14 protein-coding genes are annotated in these 19,767 nt (G+C 70.9%); 6 read left to right on the top strand and 8 right to left on the bottom strand.

What is annotated here, in order from left to right; translation table 11 throughout:
* Positions 1–30 precede the first annotated feature (30 nt).
* The 6 genes from ACGFNU_RS46470 to glf are packed head-to-tail and all read right to left on the bottom strand — an operon-like array spanning position 31 to position 7,833.
* Positions 31–1,530: a sulfatase gene (locus ACGFNU_RS46470; protein WP_392603118.1), complete on the bottom strand. Its 1,500-nt coding sequence runs from the start codon at positions 1,528–1,530 to the stop codon at positions 31–33.
* 58 nt (positions 1,531–1,588) lie between these two features.
* Positions 1,589–2,986, bottom strand: a complete 1,398-nt coding sequence (locus ACGFNU_RS46465) for an acyltransferase family protein (protein WP_392603117.1) — start codon at positions 2,984–2,986, stop codon at positions 1,589–1,591.
* Complete coding sequence (locus ACGFNU_RS46460) at positions 2,983–3,780, bottom strand: ABC transporter ATP-binding protein (RefSeq protein ID WP_392603116.1); 798 nt, start codon at positions 3,778–3,780, stop codon at positions 2,983–2,985. Before ACGFNU_RS46460 ends, ACGFNU_RS46465 begins: the two co-directional genes overlap by 4 nt.
* A 2-nt stretch (positions 3,781–3,782) precedes the next feature.
* Positions 3,783–4,655: an ABC transporter permease gene (locus ACGFNU_RS46455; protein WP_392603115.1), complete on the bottom strand. Its 873-nt coding sequence runs from the start codon at positions 4,653–4,655 to the stop codon at positions 3,783–3,785.
* The gene (locus tag ACGFNU_RS46450) at positions 4,652–6,667 is read right to left on the bottom strand and encodes a glycosyltransferase (protein ID WP_392603114.1); all 2,016 of its coding nucleotides are present in this window, start codon (positions 6,665–6,667) and stop codon (positions 4,652–4,654) included. Before ACGFNU_RS46450 ends, ACGFNU_RS46455 begins: the two co-directional genes overlap by 4 nt.
* Entirely contained in the window at positions 6,664–7,833 is a 1,170-nt protein-coding gene (gene glf / locus ACGFNU_RS46445; RefSeq protein ID WP_392603113.1) for a UDP-galactopyranose mutase, read from the bottom strand. The genes ACGFNU_RS46450 and glf overlap by 4 nt, the downstream gene beginning before the upstream one ends.
* A 223-nt stretch (positions 7,834–8,056) precedes the next feature.
* Here glf and ACGFNU_RS46440 point away from each other — a divergent pair, with 223 nt between their 5' ends.
* From ACGFNU_RS46440 to ACGFNU_RS46430, 3 genes are all read left to right on the top strand, one after another.
* A complete protein-coding gene (locus ACGFNU_RS46440) occupies positions 8,057–9,400 on the top strand; it encodes a hypothetical protein (RefSeq protein WP_392603112.1) in 1,344 nt (447 codons plus the stop codon).
* Positions 9,397–10,305 (top strand): glycosyltransferase, encoded by a 909-nt coding sequence (locus ACGFNU_RS46435; RefSeq protein WP_392603111.1) that lies wholly within the window; start codon positions 9,397–9,399, stop codon positions 10,303–10,305. The genes ACGFNU_RS46440 and ACGFNU_RS46435 overlap by 4 nt, the downstream gene beginning before the upstream one ends.
* A 96-nt stretch (positions 10,306–10,401) precedes the next feature.
* Positions 10,402–13,785: a WD40/YVTN/BNR-like repeat-containing protein gene (locus ACGFNU_RS46430; RefSeq protein WP_392603110.1), complete on the top strand. Its 3,384-nt coding sequence runs from the start codon at positions 10,402–10,404 to the stop codon at positions 13,783–13,785.
* A gap of 86 nt (positions 13,786–13,871) precedes the next feature.
* Here the strand turns inward: ACGFNU_RS46430 and ACGFNU_RS46425 are convergent, their stop codons facing one another.
* Together ACGFNU_RS46425 and ACGFNU_RS46420 are read right to left on the bottom strand one after the other, a co-directional pair.
* A complete protein-coding gene (locus tag ACGFNU_RS46425) occupies positions 13,872–14,831 on the bottom strand; it encodes a glycosyltransferase (RefSeq protein WP_392603109.1) in 960 nt (319 codons plus the stop codon).
* Between the two features lie 238 nt (positions 14,832–15,069).
* On the bottom strand, positions 15,070–16,548 hold the full coding sequence (locus tag ACGFNU_RS46420) for an LCP family protein (RefSeq protein ID WP_392603108.1): 1,479 nt from the start codon (positions 16,546–16,548) through the stop codon (positions 15,070–15,072).
* 78 nt (positions 16,549–16,626) lie between these two features.
* Between ACGFNU_RS46420 and ACGFNU_RS46415 the strand changes: the two genes are divergently transcribed.
* The 3 genes from ACGFNU_RS46415 to ACGFNU_RS46405 all read left to right on the top strand — a co-directional run bounded on the left by ACGFNU_RS46415 (position 16,627) and on the right by ACGFNU_RS46405 (position 19,720).
* A complete protein-coding gene (locus ACGFNU_RS46415; RefSeq protein ID WP_392603107.1) occupies positions 16,627–17,577 on the top strand; it encodes a DUF6177 family protein in 951 nt (316 codons plus the stop codon).
* Between the two features lie 374 nt (positions 17,578–17,951).
* A complete protein-coding gene (locus ACGFNU_RS46410; RefSeq protein WP_392603106.1) occupies positions 17,952–18,566 on the top strand; it encodes a VC0807 family protein in 615 nt (204 codons plus the stop codon).
* A gap of 407 nt (positions 18,567–18,973) precedes the next feature.
* Complete coding sequence (locus tag ACGFNU_RS46405; RefSeq protein ID WP_392603105.1) at positions 18,974–19,720, top strand: hypothetical protein; 747 nt, start codon at positions 18,974–18,976, stop codon at positions 19,718–19,720.
* Positions 19,721–19,767: the final 47 nt, after the last annotated feature.

The following is a 19,767-nucleotide window of genomic DNA, read 5'->3' as shown; positions in this document are numbered from 1 at the left end:
GTCCCGCCGCACCGGGCCCTGCCGCGTCCGCTAGCGGATCTTGCGGCAGTTGCCGCCGGCGCACGCGCGGTAGGCGCCGAGCACTCCCTGCAGCTCGACGCGCCTCGCGGCCGGCATCCGCGCGTAGAGGTTGCCCAGCTGGTACGGGTCCCGGGTGAGGTCGTAGTACTCGCGATCCCCGTTCTGGTACTCCACGTACAGCTCGCTCGCCGTCCGCACCGCCGAGTACGTGGGCGGGTTGCCGCCGTACTTGAGCGGCAGGTCGGGGTCGTCGCGCTCGAACTTGGGCCCCAGATGCTCGATGAACGCGCTGATCCGCCAGTCGCGCACCGGCCTGCCGCGCAGCAGCGGCACCAGCGACCGGCCGTCGATGTTCTGCGCCGGCCTGATGCCCGCCAGCTCCAGGAACGTGGGGCAGAGGTCGGTGTTCTGCGCGAACCGCGACTCCGTGCTGCCCGCGCGCACTCCCGGCCCCGCCACGACCAGCGGCACCTTGATGTCGGTGTCGTAGGCCGTGAGCTTGCCCTCGTTGAGCCGGTGCTGGCCCATGTGGTAGCCGTTGTCGGAGTTGAAGACGAAGTAGGTGTCGTTGCCGACGCCCTTGGCGTTCAGGGTGGCCTGCAGCTTCCCGATCATCCGGTCGACCGACTGGACGGCCCGTACCCGCTGCCGGTACGCGCGGTCGATGGCCTGGATCTGCTTCGCGCTGAGCCGCGGGTACTTGCGCAGCCACCCCGGCTTGTCCCTGATGTCCGGCTCGTTGAAGCCCGGCGTCCTGGGCGCCTTGAGCTTCCCGTACGACTTGGCGTCCTGGGGCGCGGGCGTGGCGGGCGCGTGCGGCGAGAAGGTCGACATCTGCAGCATGAAGGGCTTCCGGGCGCCGACGCTGCGGTTGATGAAGTCGACGCCCTTGTCCGTCAGGACCTTGTTCAGGTAGTCCTTCGGCTGCCGCCCGTAGTACTTCAGGACGCCGTTGCTGTTCAGGTTGTAGTTGTACATCCCGTAGCCGAGCCCGGTGACCTGCCATTCGGTCCAGCCCGGCGGAACGTAGGTACGGGTCGAGCCCTGCTGGCTGGTCGTCTCGTAGCCGTTGAGGTACTTGCCCATGAGGGCCGTCCGGTAGCCGGTCCGCTGCAGCGAGGTGGCGAAGGTGTTCTGCTCGTTGCCGCGCTGCTGGAAGACCGTGAACCCGCCGGTCGGCGGGTCGTTGCTCTGGACTCCGGTGTTGTGCGGGAACTTGCCGGTGAGGATCGTGGCCCGCGACGGGCAGCACAGCGTGTCGGCGACGAAGTAGTTGGAGAACGTCATGCCGCGCTGCCGGAGCCGCTTGACGTTCGGCATGTAGTTGACCAGGCCCCAGTCCAGGTCGTCCGTCAGCACGTACACGATGTTCGGCTTCTTGCGCGCCGCCTCCGCGTCGGACGACCCGGTCGCCTTGGTCCTCTTGTCGCCCACGCCGCCGCAGCCGGCGAGCAGCACGGAGAGAGCGATCAGCGCGCCTGCAAGCCGTCTCGGTCTCGCGCGGAGCATTCAGAACCTTCTTCCGACCATCGGGACCAATGAGACGACCTAGGCAAGCTTGATCAGATTAAGGCATACCGTCGCCCGGCGCGGTGCGAACGCTTCCCCAACGCCCGTCCAACGGCCCCTCCCCCGCCCCAGGTTCCCCGTAAGGTTGCACGCCGTAGTGCTGCCCCGACTGCGTGGCGGCTCCCGAGGCCTGTGGATGGACCGCTCCGGACATCTGCGAGGGGACGGCCGGGACCTGCGCCGGCGGAGGCACCGCCATCGGCGTCGGCGTCGGCACAGGCGACGAGGCCTTGGCCGCCGCAGCCGCGGCCGCGCTCTGCTCGCGAATCCGCGCGAACGCGGCCGCCAGCCTCGGCCTCAGCCAGTTCTGCGCGGGGGTCTCCACCAGCCGGTAGACCGAGTAGGCGACCGCCAGGGCCAGGACGATGCTGAACCCGAGGATCTGCCACGGGCCCAGCACGTCGTCGAACCGCTCCCGGATCATCCGGCCCAGCGTCTCGTGCACCAGGTAGAGCGGGTAGGTCAGCGCGCCCAGCAGCGTCGCGCCGCGCACGCCGAGCCAGCCCAGCCGCCGGGTCGACACCAGCCACATGATCACGAAGGCGAGCGTGACGCCGAACGGGATGGCCAGGTTCCGCGTCTCGGGCAGCGCGAGGACCGGGTTGAGGATCGTGGTGCGGTGGTAGACGGCCAGCGCCCAGCCGAACAGGATGATCAGCGTGAGGACGAGGTTCGGCCCGAACCGGTACATCAGGTAGAAGGCCATGCCCGCGACGAAGTAGGGCGCCCAGGTGGGGACCAGCACCGCCATCAGCAGTTCGGAGTCGGCCTCCTGCGCGAAGACCCCGGCCAGCAGCCACGACACCATGAAGGCGATGCACCGCTCGTAGGTCATCGCCCCGCGCCGGGCCAGCAGCGCGACCGCGACCAGCACGTAGAAGTGCAGCTCCACCCAGAGCGTCCAGTAGACGCCCTCCAGCGACTGCACGTGCAGGCCGGTCTGGAGCATGGTCAGGTTGGGCAGGAACGCCTCCAGCGCGCCCCGCTTGTCGGTCTCGGCGGGGATCCACCGCAGGTCGGTGGCCAGGTAGACCGCCAGCACCAGCACGACGGCGAACCAGTAGGCGGGAAAGAGCCGGACGATCCGCGAGGCGGCGAACCGGTCGACGCTGCGGCCCCACGCGCTCATCAGGATGACGAAGCCGCTGATGAGGAAGAACAGGTCGACGCCGAGGTTGCCGTACTGCGTGACGTTGGAGACGCCGCCCAGCTTGGAATAGCCCTGCGGCCCCCATCCGGCGATCTCGCCGACGTAGTGGTGCAGCATCACGGCGGCGGCGGCGATGAAGCGCAGCAGGTCGAGCTCGAGAAGCCGCCCATGGGCGGCGACGGGCCGCCCGGGAGCGGCGATGGCGGGGGGCGGGGAGGGGTGAGGGTAAGGGGGAGCTTGGGTCATCTACCTGCACCGGCGGTCGGGGGGACGGGGAGGCCGAGGGAGCGGCGGCGCTCCTGTTTCTTGCGGACCAGCAGATCGGCGGCGGTGTCGATGTCGCCGTCCCACAGGACATGCCCCCTCTCCAGGAAGATTCCGCGCGTGCACAGCTGCCGCAGGAGCTTGGCGTCGTGCGCGACGATCACCATGGTGCGGCCGCTGTCCTTGAACTCGCGGAGCCGCTTGATGCACTTGTCCCGGAAGAGCGGGTCGCCGACGGCCAGGACCTCGTCGATGAGGAAGACGTCGGGCTCGGTGTGCACGGCGATGGAGAAGGCCAGCCGCATGAACATGCCGGACGAGTAGAAGCGCACCGGCTGGTCCAGGAAACGGCCGACGTCGGCGAACTCCACGATGGAGTCGAACTTGCGCACCGTCTCGGCGCGGTCCATGCCGAGGATGGCACCGTTCAGGAAGACGTTCTCGCGGCCGGAGAGGTCGGGGTGCAGGCCGGCGCCGACCTCGATGAGCCCGGCGATACGGCCCCGCACGCCGACCGTGCCGTCGTCGGGCGGCAGCACCCCCGAGATGATCTTCAGCAGGGTGCTCTTGCCTGATCCGTTCACCCCGAGGAGCGCCACGGACTCGCCCTCGTCGATGGTGACGGAGACCCCGTCCAACGCGACGAAGCGTTCCTTGAGCTTCTCCCCGCGGAGCGCCCGCACCGTCATGGTCTTGATGGAACGCGCGTGCCGCAGGGTGAACCGCTTGGTCACCCGGTCGACGACGATGGCTTGCCGGCTTGACGAGTGGGTCATGGTCACAGCTCCTCGGCGAACCGGCGCTGCAGCCGGGCGAAGACGAGCTGGCCCAGCACCAGCACGACGCCGCCGATCGCCAGCGAGATCAGGCCGTCCCGGGTGAGGTTCGGCGGGAACACGAACGACCGGTCGGTGGTGGGCCACCAGAACGCGCGCTCGAACAGCAGCACGGCGTCCGCGATGGGGTTGGCCAGATAGAGGTCGAGGGCCCAGCCGGGCGCGGTGTCGCGCACGACGGTCCACGGGTAGATCATCGGGACCGACCAGGTGACGAAGAGCGTGGCGATGTCCACCACCTTGTCGGTGTCCCGGTAGAAGACGTGCAACGCGCTGCACATCAGCCCGAGGCCCATGCCGAACACGGCCACCATCGCGAAGCCCAGCAGCGCCGATCCGATGGACAGCACGCTGGGCGTCCAGCCCCAGGCGATCGAGACGCCGGTCACGATCGCCAGGCCCGGCACCAGGTGCACGCACGACACCAGCAGCGAGGCCACCGGGAACAGCTCGCGCGGCAGGTAGACCTTGCGCACGAGCGGCGCGTTCCCCTGCACGGAGTGCGTGGCGTTGATCAGGGTCTCGTTGAAGAACGAGACCAGGATCAGGCCGGCGAACATGAAGATCGGGAAGTGCTGGACGTTCTTGTTCATCCCGAGGAAGACGCCGACGACGAAGAAGAACACCGAGAAGTGGGCGGCCGGCCGCACGTACGACCAGCCGATGCCCAGCAGCGACCCCTGGTAGCGGGCGCGCAGCTCCCGGCGGACGATCAGCCGCAGCAGGTAGCGGCGCCGGACGACCTCGGCGAGGCCGCCGCCGCGTCCGGGTTCCTGCAGTTCCCCGGACGCGGGGCGCCCCGACGTGACGGTCATCCCTTGCTGGCCTTGTCGAAGGTCGCCACCCACTCGTCCTGCGAGGTCAGCATCGGCAGCGCGTCCTTGTACTCCTGGCTCAGCCGCGCCCAGTCCTTGCCGAGCTGGGCGTGGAGCGCGGAGGCCCGCTTCATCAGCGACCAGAACCGCTGCGGGTCGCGCTGGTACCAGGCGACCTTGGTCCCGTCGGCGGACGAGACCAGCGCGCTGTCGAACTTGGTGAGCAGCCACCAGGTCTGGTCGACGTGCGGGACGACCGCCTCGGGGTTGCTCTTGGGCAGCTGGCCGACCGGCTTGAGCTGGCGGATGCCGCCCAGGATCGCGGTCTGGAACATCGCGCGCCGGTTCTTCGGCGGGACGACGTCGCGGCCCTTGCGCGGCGGCTTGCTGCGCTTCACGGCAGGGAAGGCGTCCAGGTCGGGCTTGGCGCGCGCGTCGGTGAAGTCGGCCCGGAACTCCCGCAGCTCGCCCATCTTGGTGACGATCGAGGGGTGCAGGTCCTGCGGGCCCTTGAGCGCGTCCTCGATGGCCATCAGCATCAGCTCGGCCGTCGAGTACTGCATGGCCAGCGCGTGCTTGACGGTGATGAACAGGCTCTCCTTGAGCATGTTCCCGCCGCGGTCGTACGGGGAGTACATGAGCGCGGTGATGACGCGGTTGCGCTCGGTGAAGTACGCCTGCCAGTCGGTCATGACGTCCTTGGAGTGCCACGGCACATGCCACACCGCGGCGCCCGGGAGCGAGACCGTCGGGATGCCCGCGGCCTTGGCCCGCAGGCCGTACTCGATGTCGTCCCACTTGATGAAGAACGGCAGCGACAGGCCGATCTTGCGGATGACGTCGACCGGGATGAGGCACATCCACCAGGCGTTGTACTCGACGTCCGCGCGGCGGTGCAGCCAGTCGGTGTGGCGCAGCGGCGCCTGGGCCAGGTCGTGCGACAGGTGGGTGTGCGCGGCCGGCACCATCCACCAGCGGTAGCGGGCGATCGACTCGCCGAAGACGTGCAGGACCGACCGGTTGTAGAGGTCCAGCATGTGGCCGCCGACGATCATCGGCGACTTGGCGAGGTCGGCGAAGGTGATCGAACGCAGGATGCCCTCGGGCTCCAGGATGACGTCGTCGTCGAGCAGGAGGGCGTAGGTGCTGCGGCCGCTCTCCACGGTCTCGTGCATGACGCGCGCGAAGCCGCCGGAGCCGCCCAGGTTGGCCTGGTCGATCACGCGCAGCTTGTCGCCGAGCGCCGCGGCCGCGTCGGCGAAGTCGGGGTGGTCCTCGATGCGGTCGGTGCCCTGGTCGACCACCACGATCTCGTCGATGACGTCCAGGACGTCGCCGGCGCCGCCCAGCGCGATGAGCTGCTCGACACAGAACTTGGGCCGGTTGAACGTGGTGATGCCGATGGTGGCGGTGCCCTGGGCGATCTGCCCGGCGTCCGCGCACCACTCCGCCTCTTCGAGGACGGCGGTGCGGCCGTCGGCGACGATGTCGAACCAGTACCAGCCGCCGTCGATGAACGGGGCGAGCGGCAGGGTCACGCTCTCCTCGACCGAGGTGTCGGAGTCGACGTGCAGCGACTTGATGCGTTCCAAGTGGCCCTTGCCGGTGGAACGGTAGATGAGGATGGTCGCCTCGCCGCGCACGCGCAGGCGGAGGGTGACCTCCTCGACGGTGCTCCAGCGGCGCCAGTAGCTGGCCGGGAAGGCGTTGAAGTAGCTGCAGAACGAGACGCGCGCGCCCGACGGCACGACGATGCTCCGGCGGCCGACGATCTCGGCCTGGTCTTCCTTGGTGGCCGGCCGGTAGGCGGTGCCGGTGCCCGCGGCCGCACTCGGCTTGTCCTGCTCGAACAGCACCTGCTCGGCGGCGCTCTGCAGGTCCGCGGCCTTGCGGCCGAAGACGGCGTTGCCGTCCACGTAGAGCTTCAGGACGTCGAAGTCCCGCTCCGCGGGCATGATCACGCGGTGCAGTACGCGCAGCTGATCGGCGCTCTTCGGCTGATCGGTGCTCATTCGTCCACTCCTCCAGAGATGAGCCGCTCGCCCTGCGCGAAGTGGGGCCGCAGCCGGTTGTCGACCATGCTGAGGGCGCTCGCGATCGCCATGTGCATGTCGAGGTACTTGTAGGTGCCGAGGCGGCCGCCGAAGAGCACGTCGTTCTCGCCCTTGGCCAGCTCGCGGTAGGCGAGCAGCTTGGCCCGGTCCTCGGGGGTGTTGATCGGGTAGTAGGGCTCGTCGCCGCGGACGGCCGAGCGCGAGTACTCCCGCATGATCACGGTCTTGTCGGCGGGATACCAGTCCCGCTCCGGGTGGAAGTGCCGGAACTCGTGGATGCGGGTGTAGGGCACGTCCTCGTCGGCGTAGTTCATCACCGGGGTGCCCTGGAAGTCGCCGGTCGGCCTGACCTCCATCTCGAAGTCGAGCGTGCGCCAGCCGAGCTCGCCTTCGGCGAAGTCGAAGTAGCGGTCGAGCGGGCCGGTGTAGACGACCGGGACCCGCCCCGCGTAGTCGCCGCGCACGTCGAAGAAGTCGGTGTTGAGCCGCACCTCGATGTTGGGGTGGTCGGCCATGCGCTCCAGCCAGGCGGTGTAACCGTCGACCGGCAGGCCCTCGTACTTGTCGTTGAAGTACCGGTTGTCGAAGGTGTAGCGCACCGGCAGCCGCGTGATGATCTCGGCGGGCAGGTTCTTGGGGTCGGTCTGCCACTGCTTGGCGGTGTAGCCCCGGATGAACGCCTCGTACAGCGGTCGCCCGATGAGGGAGATCGCCTTCTCCTCCAGGTTGCGCGCGTCGGTGATCTCACCGGCTTGCTCGGCGACGAGCGCCCGCGCCGCGTCCGGGGAGAACGCCCGGCCGAAGTACTCGCAGATCGTGGCGAGGTTGATCGGCATCGAGTAGACCCGGTCCTTGAAGGTCGAGTACACCCGGTGCTGGTAGCCCGTGAACGTTGTGAACTTGTTCACGTACTCCCACACCCGCTCGTTGGAGGTGTGGAAGAGGTGCGCGCCGTACCGGTGGACCTCGATGCCGGTCTCGGGCTCGGCCTCGCTGTAGGCGTTGCCGCCGAGGTGGTCGCGCCGGTCCAGCACGAGGACCTTCAACCCCAGCTCGGTCGCGCAGCGTTCGGCGACGGTCAGCCCGAAGAATCCGGACCCGACCACCACGAGATCAACGTTCACGGACGTCCTTTGTGTCGACGAGGGGGAGCCGCACCCCACTCCAGCAGGAGTCCACTTCGGCGAACTCTGGGACGATTGAGGGCGCTGCGTCGCTAAGATACCTGCGCCGACAGGCCTAGATGACCAGGTTGCACTACTTAGACGGTATTTTCCTGGTTTGTACAGCGCGCCGCCGTGCCACGCGTCCCGCGCGAGATCAACGAGACCGACCGGGAGTTTTCAGGTGCCCGACGCACCCGCCCCCCCGCCACAGACCGTCTTCCTGCACATCGGCGCCCCGAAGAGCGGAACCACCTTCGTGCAGGGCGTGCTCTGGCGCAATGCCGAACTCCTCGCCGAACACGGCGTGATCATGCCCGGCGGATCGTTCGGCGCGCATGTGGCGGCCACCCGTGACCTGCGCGGACTGCGGCGCGAACCGGACGACCCGGCGCCGGACTGGGACGGCGCGTGGGATCGGCTGGTCGAACGGATCAGAGAATCCTCCGGCCACGTCGCGGTGATCTCCAACGAGGTGCTCGCGGCGACGGACGCCGACCAGGTCAAGCGGGCGGTCGAGTCCCTCGCCCCTGCCGAGGTGCACGTGATCTACTCGGCCCGCGACCTGGGCAGCCTGCTGCCGTCGGAGTGGCAGGAGTACGTCAAGCACCGGTTCCACTTCGACTTCGGGAAGTGGCTGTCCGAGGTCGTGGACGGCCCGCGCGACGAGGCCGCCGGGGCGTGGTTCTGGCGCGTGCACGACATCCCCGGCGTGCTCGGCCGCTGGGCGGCGGTGCTGCCGCCCGAGCGGATCCACGTCCTCACGATGCCGCGGCCGGGCAGCCCGCCGACCCTGCTCTGGGAACGGTTCGCCTCGCTGATCGGCATCGATCCCGAGCTGGTCGACCTGTCCGAGGCCCGCACCAACTCGTCGCTGAGCTGGACCGAGACCGAGCTGCTGCGGCGCCTCAACCAGGCCGTCGACGAGGACGCGCCCATGTGGCTCTACCACCAGCTGGTGACCGACGTCCTCGCGCTCAAGATCCTTCCGGGCCGTGGCGAGCCCGGCCGGGTGCCGCTGCCGGCGGACCGCCGCGAGTGGGCCGCGCGGACGTCGGAGAGCCTGGTCGCGGCCGTGCGCGACGCGGGCTACGACGTGGTCGGCGATCTCGGTGAGCTGCTGGCCGAGCCCGGTCCGGTGGCCGGGCCCGCGCCGGCGCCGGGCGATCCGGAACTGCTGGACGCCGCCACCCACACCATCCTCGGCCTCCTGGACAGGATCTCGATGTTGCGGACGGAGATCGGCGACCTCCAGCGGGAGCGCAACGAGCAGCGCGCGACCGCCCTGCCGAAACTCATGGCGCGCCACCTGAGCGAGCGCAACCAGGCCGTCTGGAAGATGCGCGTGGGCTACTGGCACCTGGTCGAACGGATGAGGGGCGTCGAGGCGCCCGCTCCCCCCGCGCCCGCCGCCCCCGAGGACGCGGCGGGCGACGAGAGCGCCGAGCCCCTCGACGGCACCGTGGCCGAGGAGGAGACCGGCCCCCTCCTCTCCAGCCGCACGGCGAGCACGACCTCGCGCGGATGACCGCCCGCGTCGTCGCCGTCGTGGTGACCTACAACCGGCGGGAGCTGCTCGCCGAGGCGCTCACGGCCCTGACGGCGCAGACGCGGCGCCCGGACGCCGTCGTCGTCGTCGACAACGCGTCGAGCGACGGCACGGCCGGTCTCGTCCGCGACCGGTTCGGCGACGTCGAGCTGGTCGAGCTGACCGGCAACACCGGGGGCGCGGGCGGTTTCGCGATCGGCATCGCCCGGGCGCTCGACCGCGACGCGGACCTGATCTGGCTGATGGACGACGACACCGTCCCCGAGCCGGCGGCGCTCGCGGCGCTGCTGGCCGCCCGGGAGGGCTCGCCGGCACCGCCGGCGCTGGTGGCCAGCCGGGTCGTCTGGACCGACGGCCGCGATCACCCGATGAACACGCCGCGCACCAAGCCCGGCGCGACCCGCGAGGAGCTCGCCGCCGCGGCCGCGGCGGGGTGCACGCCGGTCCGGTCCGCCTCGTTCGTCTCGATCCTCGTCGACGCGGAGGCGGTACGGGAACGCGGGCTGCCCATCGCCGACTACTTCCTGTGGAACGACGACTTCGAGTTCACCACCCGGCTGCTGCGCGGCCGGGTGGGCCTCTACTGCCCGGCCAGCCTGGTCGTGCACAAGACGAAGACCTTCGGCGGCACCGACGCCGACCCTGGCGACCGCTTCTACTTCGAAGTGCGCAACAAGGTGTGGTTGTTCACACGCAGCCGTGGCCTCGCTCCGGTCGAGCGCTCGCTCTACGCGGCCTCGACCCTGCGCCGCTGGGCGCGGACGTACGCCGGTTCCGCGGACCGCACGACCCTGCGCCGCGGCCTCCGGAAGGGGCTGTGGGACGGGGTGCGCACCGGCCCCAGGCCGACCGAGGAGCTGCTGCGCGACGTGGAGTCGCCCTGAGCCCGCCGGGCGACCCCAGGCGCAGCTCAGCCGGTGAATCCATGCTGAAGGCGTCGCTATCATCCTTGGCGACGATGACGACCACGGGAGACCGGCGTGACCACACCGAGGACTCCGGACGACGAGCCGGGCGACGACCAGACGCGGGCTGACTCCTTCGACCAGCCCTCGGCTCCCCCTCCGCCGCAGTGGCTCGACGAGGGCCAGGCCGCCCCGGGCGCCCACCTGCTGCCGGAGCCGCCGCAGCTGCCGCCGGACCCCGTCGAGGCGGAGCCGCCCACCGTCCACGATCAGACGATCACGGACGCCGACGTGGGCGACGCGATGCGGACGCAGGTCGTCCCAGCCAAGCAGCCCGGTGGCGGCGAGCAGGCCGGTACCGGCGAGCAGGCCGAACCCGCCACGCGGGCCGACGCCGAGGCCACCACGTTCATCGCGGCTCCCGGCACCGGGCAGCCCCAGTCCCCGGCGGCGGCGCCGCAGCCGCAGGGCGATGCCCAGGCTGACGCGCAAGCCGGCGCGCAGGCCGACTCGCAGGCGACGACCTTCATCGCTCCCGGCCAGGCCGGAACACCCGCCCAGGGCGCCACGCCGCCTGCCCCGGCGAGCCCTCCCGCGGGAAACCCGTCTCTCGACATGACCATGTCGGATTTCTCGCGGCACACGGCCGGGCCACAGCAGCCTCAGCCCCCGGTCACCCCGCCCCCGCCTGCGCCGTTCCCCTACGCGCAGCAGATCCCAGGTCAGCCTCAGCCTCCCGCTCCCTCGGCGCCTGAGCCGTTCCCCTACGCGCAGGAGATCCCCGGCGCGCAGCCGCCCTCCGCTCCTGTGGCACCCGAGCCCTTCCCTTACGCCCAGGAGATCCCTGGCGCGCAGCCGCCGCCCGCCCCTGCTGCGCCCGAGCCCTTCCCGTACGCGCAAGAGATTCCTGGTGCGCAGCCGCCCCCGGCTCCCGCGGCTCCTGAGCCGTTCCCCTATGCACAGGAGATCCCCGGGGTTCCCTCGCCGAACGCGTCGGCCGCGCCCCCTCCCTTCCCGTACGCCCAGGAGATCCCGGGCGCCGGTCAGGCCGGGCCCGCCGCCTCACCGACTCCGCTGGCTCCGCCGCCCCAGATCGACGAGCCCTGGCGTACGCCGACCGGCGGCAAGCGCGGGCGTGGGCTGAAGATCGGCAAGAAGCCGCTGCTCATCGGGGTCGGCGGGCTCGCCGCCGTCGCGCTGGTGGCCGCGGGCGGCTTCGTCGTGCTGAGCGGAGGCGAGGACGACGGTGGCGACGGCAGCCTCAAGCTCGCCAAGAACGTCTTCCCGATCGATCCGGCCGCCCGCACGGACGGCCGCCAGCAGGAGCTCACCGACGTCTCCTCGGTCGGCTCGACCGTGGTCGCGGTCGGCGAGGAGGCCGACCCGGACCAGGACCGCGGCGTGTTCCTGGTCTCCGGCGACGGCGGCAAGACGTTCAAGCAGGCCTCCGTCGGGGGGCTGGAGGGCTCCGACCCCGCCTCGGGCGACGTGCCGCGGCAGGTCGCCGGCTCCGACCGCGGCTGGGTCGCGATCGGCTCGCGGGCCGGCGGCGGCGCGGTGTGGACGAGCCGGGACGGCAAGGACTGGGAGCGCCAGCCCGACGCCATCGGCGACGTGTTCGGCCCCGGCAACCGGGTGAAGCAGGTCATCACCAGCGGCGGCGGCTTCGTCGCCATTGGGGAGAACTCCCGCAAAGGCGACTTCAGCGACTCGCAGCCGGCGCTCTGGCTGTCCGCCGACGGCAAGCGCTGGGAGGTGCTGATCGGCGACAAGGTCGCGATCCCGGCCCCGGCCCGCAAGGGCAAGGTGACGCTGATCGAGGCCGCCGCCAGCGGGAACGCCATCCTGCTCGGCACCTCGCACATCCCCGACCCGAAGAAGCCCAGGGCGGGCTTCCGGCGGGTCTGGCGTTCCGACGACGGCGGCCGCACCTGGGCGCCCGCCAAGGTCCCCGCGCCCAAGGGCTCCCGCGGCCTCTCGATCGGCGGCGGCAAGCCGGGCCTCCTGGTGGTCCGCGAGGTTCAGGAGGGCAAGAAGCGGCCGTACGGCCAGGCGTACACCTCCACCGACGGCCAGTCGTGGACTGCCGCCGGCAAGGTGGAGAGTTCGGGCTACCGGCAGGTGTCGCAGATCCTCGCCACCGACTCCGGTTACGCCGCCCTCGTCGTCCGGGGCCGCGACATCCTGATCTCGCGCACGCGGGACGGCAGGTCCTGGCAGGACGCGGGCCTCCTCACCAACAAGTCCGGCCAGGCCCTGCAGGGCGCCGCGCTGTCCGGCGAGCAGGCCGTGCTGGTCGGCCGGACGGCCGGGGCGGGCGACAACGACCCGCTGCTGTCGGTCTGGGACGCGAGCGGCACCCGGCTTCCGGTCGACCCGGCCAAGGTTCCCGGTGCCGAGCGCCCCGATCACAACGTCGCGGCCGTCGCCGCCGGCGAGGGCCGCGCGGTGGCGGTCGGCAGCGCGGGCGGCGACGCGGCTCTCTGGAGCACGCAGGACGGCAGGTCGTGGACCGCGGGCAAGGGTTCCGGGAGCGCGCTGACCCGTTCGGGCTCGCAGATGCTCCTGGACGTGACGGCCGGCAAGTCGGGCTGGCTCGCGGTCGGGTTCGACGAGGCGACGCCGCGCAAGCCGGTCGTCCTCACCTCCGCCGACGCCGCCACCTGGCAGGCCGTCGACGGGAACGCCGAGTTCCGGCCCGCGCGCGACTCGCTGACCACGTTCGCCGCGGCCTCCGGGCCGACGGGCTACGTGATCGTGGGTGACGAAGGTCTCTCCGCCACCACCTGGTTCTCCGCGGACCTCAAGAAGTGGGAGCGCGGCAAGGGCGTCGGCTCGAACGCGCTGGCCGTCCTGCCCAACTCCAACCGCTGGATGCGGTCGGTGGCCGGCGGCTCGTTCGGCTACGTCGCCGTGGGCGGCGTACGCGATCCCAACGCCGGCAACGCTCCCGCCAACCGTCCCGCTGTGTGGACCTCCACCGACGGCAAGCAGTGGACGTTGCAGCAGCCGCAACTGCCCGGCGGCTTGCCTGAGGGCTTCCTGAGCCACGTCGCCGCCAAGGGCAACATCCTCGTTGCCGCGGGCACCGCGACGACCGGCACGGCCAACACGGCCCTCGCCTACGTCTCCACGGACGGCGGCAAGAGCTGGCGCGAGACCAAGCTGCCCGCCCCGGACGGCGCCACCGGCATCGACGTGACGGCGCTGACCGAGACGCCCGGCGGCTTCGCCGCGACCGGCGTCACGGGCCGCCAGGGCGCCACGGACGTGGTCTCCTGGACCTCGGCCGACGGCACCTCCTGGACCCCTGCCAAGCCCGGCGGCGAGGGCCTGGGCGGCCCCGGCGACCAGCAGATCACCGGACTGGCGGCCCTCGACGGCACGCTCCTCGGCGTGGGCCGCACGGTCACCCGGTCCGATGAGCAGCCCGTCCTCTGGAGCCGTCCCGTCTCCTGACGCCTGACCGCACAGCGCCCCGGCTCCCTCTCAAGGGACCGGGGCGTTCGGCATATGGGGGGAGCAGGATCTGAGGGGGAGCAGGCTCAGGCGTGGGGTGGGAACTGGTGCCCGGCCTGGGGCGGGTCGTGCGGAGGCGCGGCGTGCCGGGGAACGTAGGCGGGCTTCTCGCGTACGGGGGCGGCCACCTCGAGCTTGCCGCGGGTCTTGTTGCGGCGAGCGCCGTACGGTGCCACCAGCAGCCGGTAGACGGGACGGCGGATCGGCGTGGGGACGAGCCTGTAACCGCCCCGCACCACGACGTTCCGCCAGTACTGGGATCGCGAGATGAAGCCCTCGCGGCGCATCTCACGCTGGAGGCGCAGCTCGGACCGCAGCAGGTCACGGCCACCGCGGCGCTCGTACGCGCCGTCGCCGACGCGGTAGTAGACCAGCGGCTCGGCCACGTTCACCACCTGCGCGCCGTTCTTGATCATGCGGGCGAACAGCCAGTAGTCCTCCATCAGCGGGAGGTCGCCGTAGCCGCCCGCGGCGATCACCGCGCTGCGGCGGTAGACCACGGTCGGGTGGTTGAACGGGTCGTGCAGCCGCGAGTACCGGGCGATGTCGAACGGGTCGCTGGGCGGGATGCGCTGGCCGACGACGTCGTCGATGTCGGCGCCGAACTCCAGCAGGCCGGCCCCGACCAGGTCGGCGCCCGCCTGGACGAGCGGCACCTGGAGGCGGAACCGCTGCGGCATGGCCACGTCGTCGGCGTCCATGCGGGCCACGATGTCGTACCGGCTGGCCTGGAGGCCCGCGTCCAGGGCGGGTCCGAGGCCCCGGTTGTGCTCCAGCTGGAGAAAGGTCACCTCGACGGGGCTGGTGGCCACCAGTTCCTTCAGGCAGACCGCCAGTTCGGGTGAGACGGGGCCGTCCTGCACCAGCACCACCTGGCCGGGACGGAGCTCCTGCGCATCCACCGCGCTTCGGAACGCCGCCCTGACGTAGTCCTCGCGATCACCGCCGTACACGGTCATCAGCAGGGCGAAGGGTTCGGGCTGCATGCGGTCCATTTCCAGGAGGGGCCGTCTGCGGGGACACGGGCCGCCGAGGGTCGGCGCCGTGAGGACGACACGAGGGGGGAGCTGGCCAGGCCAGTGGTACCTGTCTTACTTATGACGCTTTGGTGCTGTTTTTGGTTTGCGCGCCGCCAAGATACCTGCGAGGCATGTGTAGCGTTGACGGATTAGTCCGCATCGCCGGTTATCTTCATCGAGTTTTCATCTCGCCCCGGACCTGGCCTCATGCCTGCGCGGCGCAGACGTCGCGGTCCGCACGGACCTCTCCGTCGATCTTCGGGAGGGGCTTGCCGGCGCCGGGCATGACGGCGCCGTCCTTTCCGATGACCAGGTAGACGAGCCCCGGCTTGCCGGCGGCCCACGGCCGGGGCGGATGGCCGGGCAGGGCCGCGGCGAGGGTGGCCGCCTGACGTTCGGCGCCCGCCCCGTAGAGGATCTGGGTCTTGAAGCCGGCGGGCGCCTTCTTCGTCCCGACCTTGCCGATCTTGAAGCCCTTCTCCTCCAGTTGCTCGGCGGTGCGCTGGCCGAGCCCGTCGGTCTTGGTCGCGTTGTAGATGGCGACCTGGACCCTGCCGGGCCGCATCGGGCGCGCCGGCACCTTCGCGCCCTTGCCCTGCGCTGGAATGGGCGGCGGCGCGGGCTCGGGCAGGGTGTTGTCCTGCTTCACCGCCTGGAAGAGAGGCGTCGCCAGCGCCATGTTGAACTGCACGCGGTTCTTGTCCTGCGGGTAGGCCTGCACCGGAACGGTGACGAACCGCACCTTGCCCGCGCTCATGCCCTTGAGGCTGCCCGCGAGCTTCTGCATGACCGAGAGCGTCAGCCGGTCGTCGGCCTTGATCGACTTGGTGGCGGCGGACAGGAAGCCGTACGCCTTGCCCGGGTCGGTGAGCATGCCCTTGCTGGTCGCCTTCTTGACCACCGAGGCCATGAACGCCTGCTGGCGCTGGATGCGCGACAGGTCCGAGCCGTCGCCCAGCCCGCCGGTACGGGTCCGCACGTAGCCCAGCGCCTGGTCGCCGCGCACGGTCTGCCGGCCCTTCTTGAGGACGAGCTCGGCCTTCGGGTCGTTGATCGCCTTGGGCACGCAGATCTCGACGCCGTCGAGGGCGTCCACCACGCGCTTGAAGCCCGAGAAGTCGACCTCGACGTAGTGATCGATGCGCATGTCGGTCGTCGCCTCGATCGTCTTCCAGGTGCAGGCCGGGCCGCCGATCGAGTACGCGGCGTTCATCATGGCGAGCTGCGGGGGCGACTTGCCGCCGCCCCGCTTGGTGCACGAGGGGATCTGCACCATCGTGTCGCGCGGGAAGCTGATGCCGATGGCGCGCTCGCCGCCCGGCGAGATGTGCAGCACGATCGTGGTGTCGGACCGTTCCCCGCCCTCGGTTCCGTAGCGGGCGTTCTCACCGGCGCGCGTGTCCGACCCCATCAGCAGGATGTTCATCGAGTTGTTGAGCTTGGCCGGGCGCTTGTCGCCGAGCTTGTCGTCCACGTTCTCGCGGTCGATCTGGCCGTCGATGCTGCGCCAGGTCATGTACGCGCCGATGCTGGTGACGACCATGATCACCGACATCGCGATCGACACCCATCCGAGCACGCGCCAGCCCCGCCCCCGCGTCGGCGGCCGCGGCTGATGCCGCGGCGACTGCGGAGCCGGGTCGTCGTCCCAGAACGCGTTGTCTGGCTCGGCCAATCGCTGCATCCGTTACATTTCAGCACACTTGGGACACCTGTCACGGCCATCACGGCAAAGTCGATCCCCACTAGACTCGTCCGCAGGATGAGCACCGTCGACGCGCTGACCGATCAGGCCATGGTCGTACTGCAGGACCGGCCCGTGGTCGCGCTGCACCCGTGGCTGACCGAGGCCATCGGTGCCAGCGCCGACTCCGGCCGCCTGCTGCAGCTGGTCACGCCGCTGGATTCGCGCCTCTCGCTGCCCCTGCGCACGGTCGCGGCGGGCACCACGGTGCAGTGGGTCGTCCGCGACGGCAACGGCTACTACGAGGGCCTGACGGGACGGCCCCTGCAATGGTCGGGCGGCGCGTTCACACCCGTCCCCGAGGCACGCGACTACGCGCCCGGCTTCACCAGCCGCCCGGCCGCGCCGATCGGCGCGCAGCTCACCCTCGTCTACCGCATGCGGCACGGCGGCGAGGGCGATCTCGGCGGCCCGGTCGAACGGCTCCTGCAGCTTCTCACCGGCAAGGCCCCGGCGGGCTGGGGCCCCGCGGAGCCCCTGGAGCACCGCTGGCAGACCGACCGGTTCACCGAGTACGTGCGGGGACGTTCGGGCGGCCGGCTCATCGTCGGCGGCGACGGCCCGCGCGCGGCCCAGGCCGTCTGCGAGTTCTCCGCGAGCGGGGCGGGCGGGATCGCCGAAGTGAGCACTGTCACAGTCGGCTACGCCCCCGAAGACCCTCCCCCGCTCCAGCACCTGCCGTCCCTGGTCGGCGGGATGGCGGCCGACCAGCCCGTCGCCTCGCTCTTCGTCCAGCTCACGCCCGGCCGCGCCGACCTCACCACTGAGCCGCGCTGGACCGGCGCCCCCGCCCCGGTGGCCCTCGCCGTGAGCGGCAACATCACCGGCCCGGCGGGCATCCCGGGCCAGCAGGTCGGCCCGGCGCGGACGCCGCTGACGCTCTTCCCGCTGGGCGACGGCCGTTCACCGGACGGCTGGCAGCGCCACCGCCACCTGATGCAGCACCTCCAGTCCGGCAGCCAGGCGTAAGGCCCGCCAGGTGTAAGGCTCGGCCAGGCACCAGGACATTTGTACTGCCGAGCCGTGGATCAACGGCTCTGCCGCCCTGCCCCCGCTTCTCGCGAAGCTGTGAACACAGCTAAGCGAACGCGGAGGAACTCACAATGGCGCAGCTCATCACCGCCCCGGCGAAGCCCGCACAGGCGGACGCACGGTCAGCCGCGGGGGCGGACGCGCCGACAGACGCACAGACGGACGCACAGACGGACGCACGGACTGGCGCGCCGACAGACGCGGGGGCGGACGCACGGACTGGCGCGCCGACAGGCGCGCGAAAGGCTGAACGGAAGGACGCGCGGACAGATGCGCGACGCTCGGGGCCGCCTCAAGGGCTGGCTGCGGCGATGGCGCCTCTCGCCCTTGATGTGGCCGTGCCCCTTGGCACCTACTACGCGCTCCACAAGGGACTCGGGATGGGGCTGGTCGCCTCGCTCGTGCTCAGCAGCGTCGTCCCCGGCCTCCGCACCGTCGTCTCCGCCGTCAAGGACCGCGCGTTCAACGGCCTGGCCGGCCTGATCCTCATCGTCAACGTGGCGGGGATCGTCCTGAGCTTCGTCACCGGCGACGCGCGGCTGATGCTGGCCAAGGACTCCGGCGTCAGCAGCGTCATCGGCCTGGCCATCCTCGTGTCCGCGTTCGGCGCCAAGCCGCTCATGTCCGCCGGGCTCAAGCCGTTCCTCACCGTGGGCGACGCGGCCCGGGACGCGGCGTGGGAACGGCTGGCGGCGGCCTCGCCTGCCTTCCGCCGTCTCGAACGCCGCTTCAGCCTCATCTGGGGCGCGGCCCTGGTGACCGAGTGCCTGGTCCGCCTGGCCGGCGCGTTCACTCTGCCGGTCGAGACGATGGCCTGGGCGTCGGCCGTCATCCTGCTGGTCGCCGTCGCGGCGGCCGCGGTGCTGAGCGGCCCCGCGACCGAGCCGATGAAGAAGATGATCACCGCCGAGACCGGCGAGGCCTGAAGCCATTACGAACCGCGCCACTCGCCGCCCTTGTCCAGCATCTGGACATGGCCCCGTAGATCACCATCAAGATCGACACAAACGGCGAACCAAAGGCGCCGTTCCGTGCGTTCGCCACCGTTGGTAAGCGTTTCCTTTCCCCGCCGGGACACCGACCCTGACCTCCACGGGAGCTCAGCGTTTCCTGAAGGTAAGCAACCCGGAATGACCTCCGATGACGCAAGATGAAGGATCTCTGGTGTGACCTAGGCTGGGTGCTCGGTAGTCTTGCCCGACCTTTACTCTTATTTCATGACTACCGGCCTGGAGCGATGATGAACCCTCCTGAATGGCCTGGCCAGAACCCTCCGCCCGGCCAGCCGGGATATCCTCCGCCCGGCCAGCCGGGATTTCCGCCGCAGGGCCCCATGCAGGGCCCGCCGCCCTACGGCCAGCCACCGCCCTACGGCGCCGGCCCGGGCGGCTACCCGCCCCCGCCGCAGCGCCCGCCGAGCGGCGGCGGCCCGCTGATCCCGCTGCTGATCATCGGCGCGGTCCTCGTGGTGATCGTCGTCGCCGTCGGCGCCTTCGTCGTGCTGAGCAGCGACGACAAGGCGAACAAGCCCATCACGTTCTCGCCGACGGCCACCGCCCCCAGCTCGCCGTCGGCCTCGCAGTCGGCCACCACCCAGGACCTGAGCACCATCCTCAAGCCCACGGTGAGCACCACCGCCGGCACCCTGTACACCCGGGCCGGCGGCATCCGGTCCGGCAGCTGCGTCAGCCGCGCCGGCGCCGAGCTGCAGAAGGCGCTGCGGGCCAACTCCTGCACCCAGGACATGCAGTCCGCGCTCTACACCAACCCGTCCCGCACGATCGTCACCGTGGTCTCGGTCCTGCGCTTCGCCGACTCGTCGGCCGCCGCCGCGGTCAACGACGAGACCAGCGAGGGCGCCGACCCGACGCTGCTCCTGCCGCCGTCGGGCAGCGGCCTGCCGACCCTGACCCGCAACCCCAGCTCCTGGACCCGCAGCTGGACGCGCGGCCAGTTCGTCGTCTACTCGCAGGGCTACTGGGCGAGCGGCAGCGACGCCGGCGAGCGCAACGGCACCGTCTACAACACCTCCGGCGAGCTCGGCATCGAGATCGCCAACGTGATCAGCTGGTCGAACTGACCACGACCGGCCGACCACCATCGGCCATCGCGCGGCGCCCGCCCCTC

The sequence above is a fragment of the Spirillospora sp. NPDC048911 genome (assembly GCF_043198015.1).
Lineage (GTDB): Bacteria > Actinomycetota > Actinomycetes > Streptosporangiales > Streptosporangiaceae > Spirillospora.
This window is presented reverse-complemented; position numbering and strand designations above follow the sequence as displayed.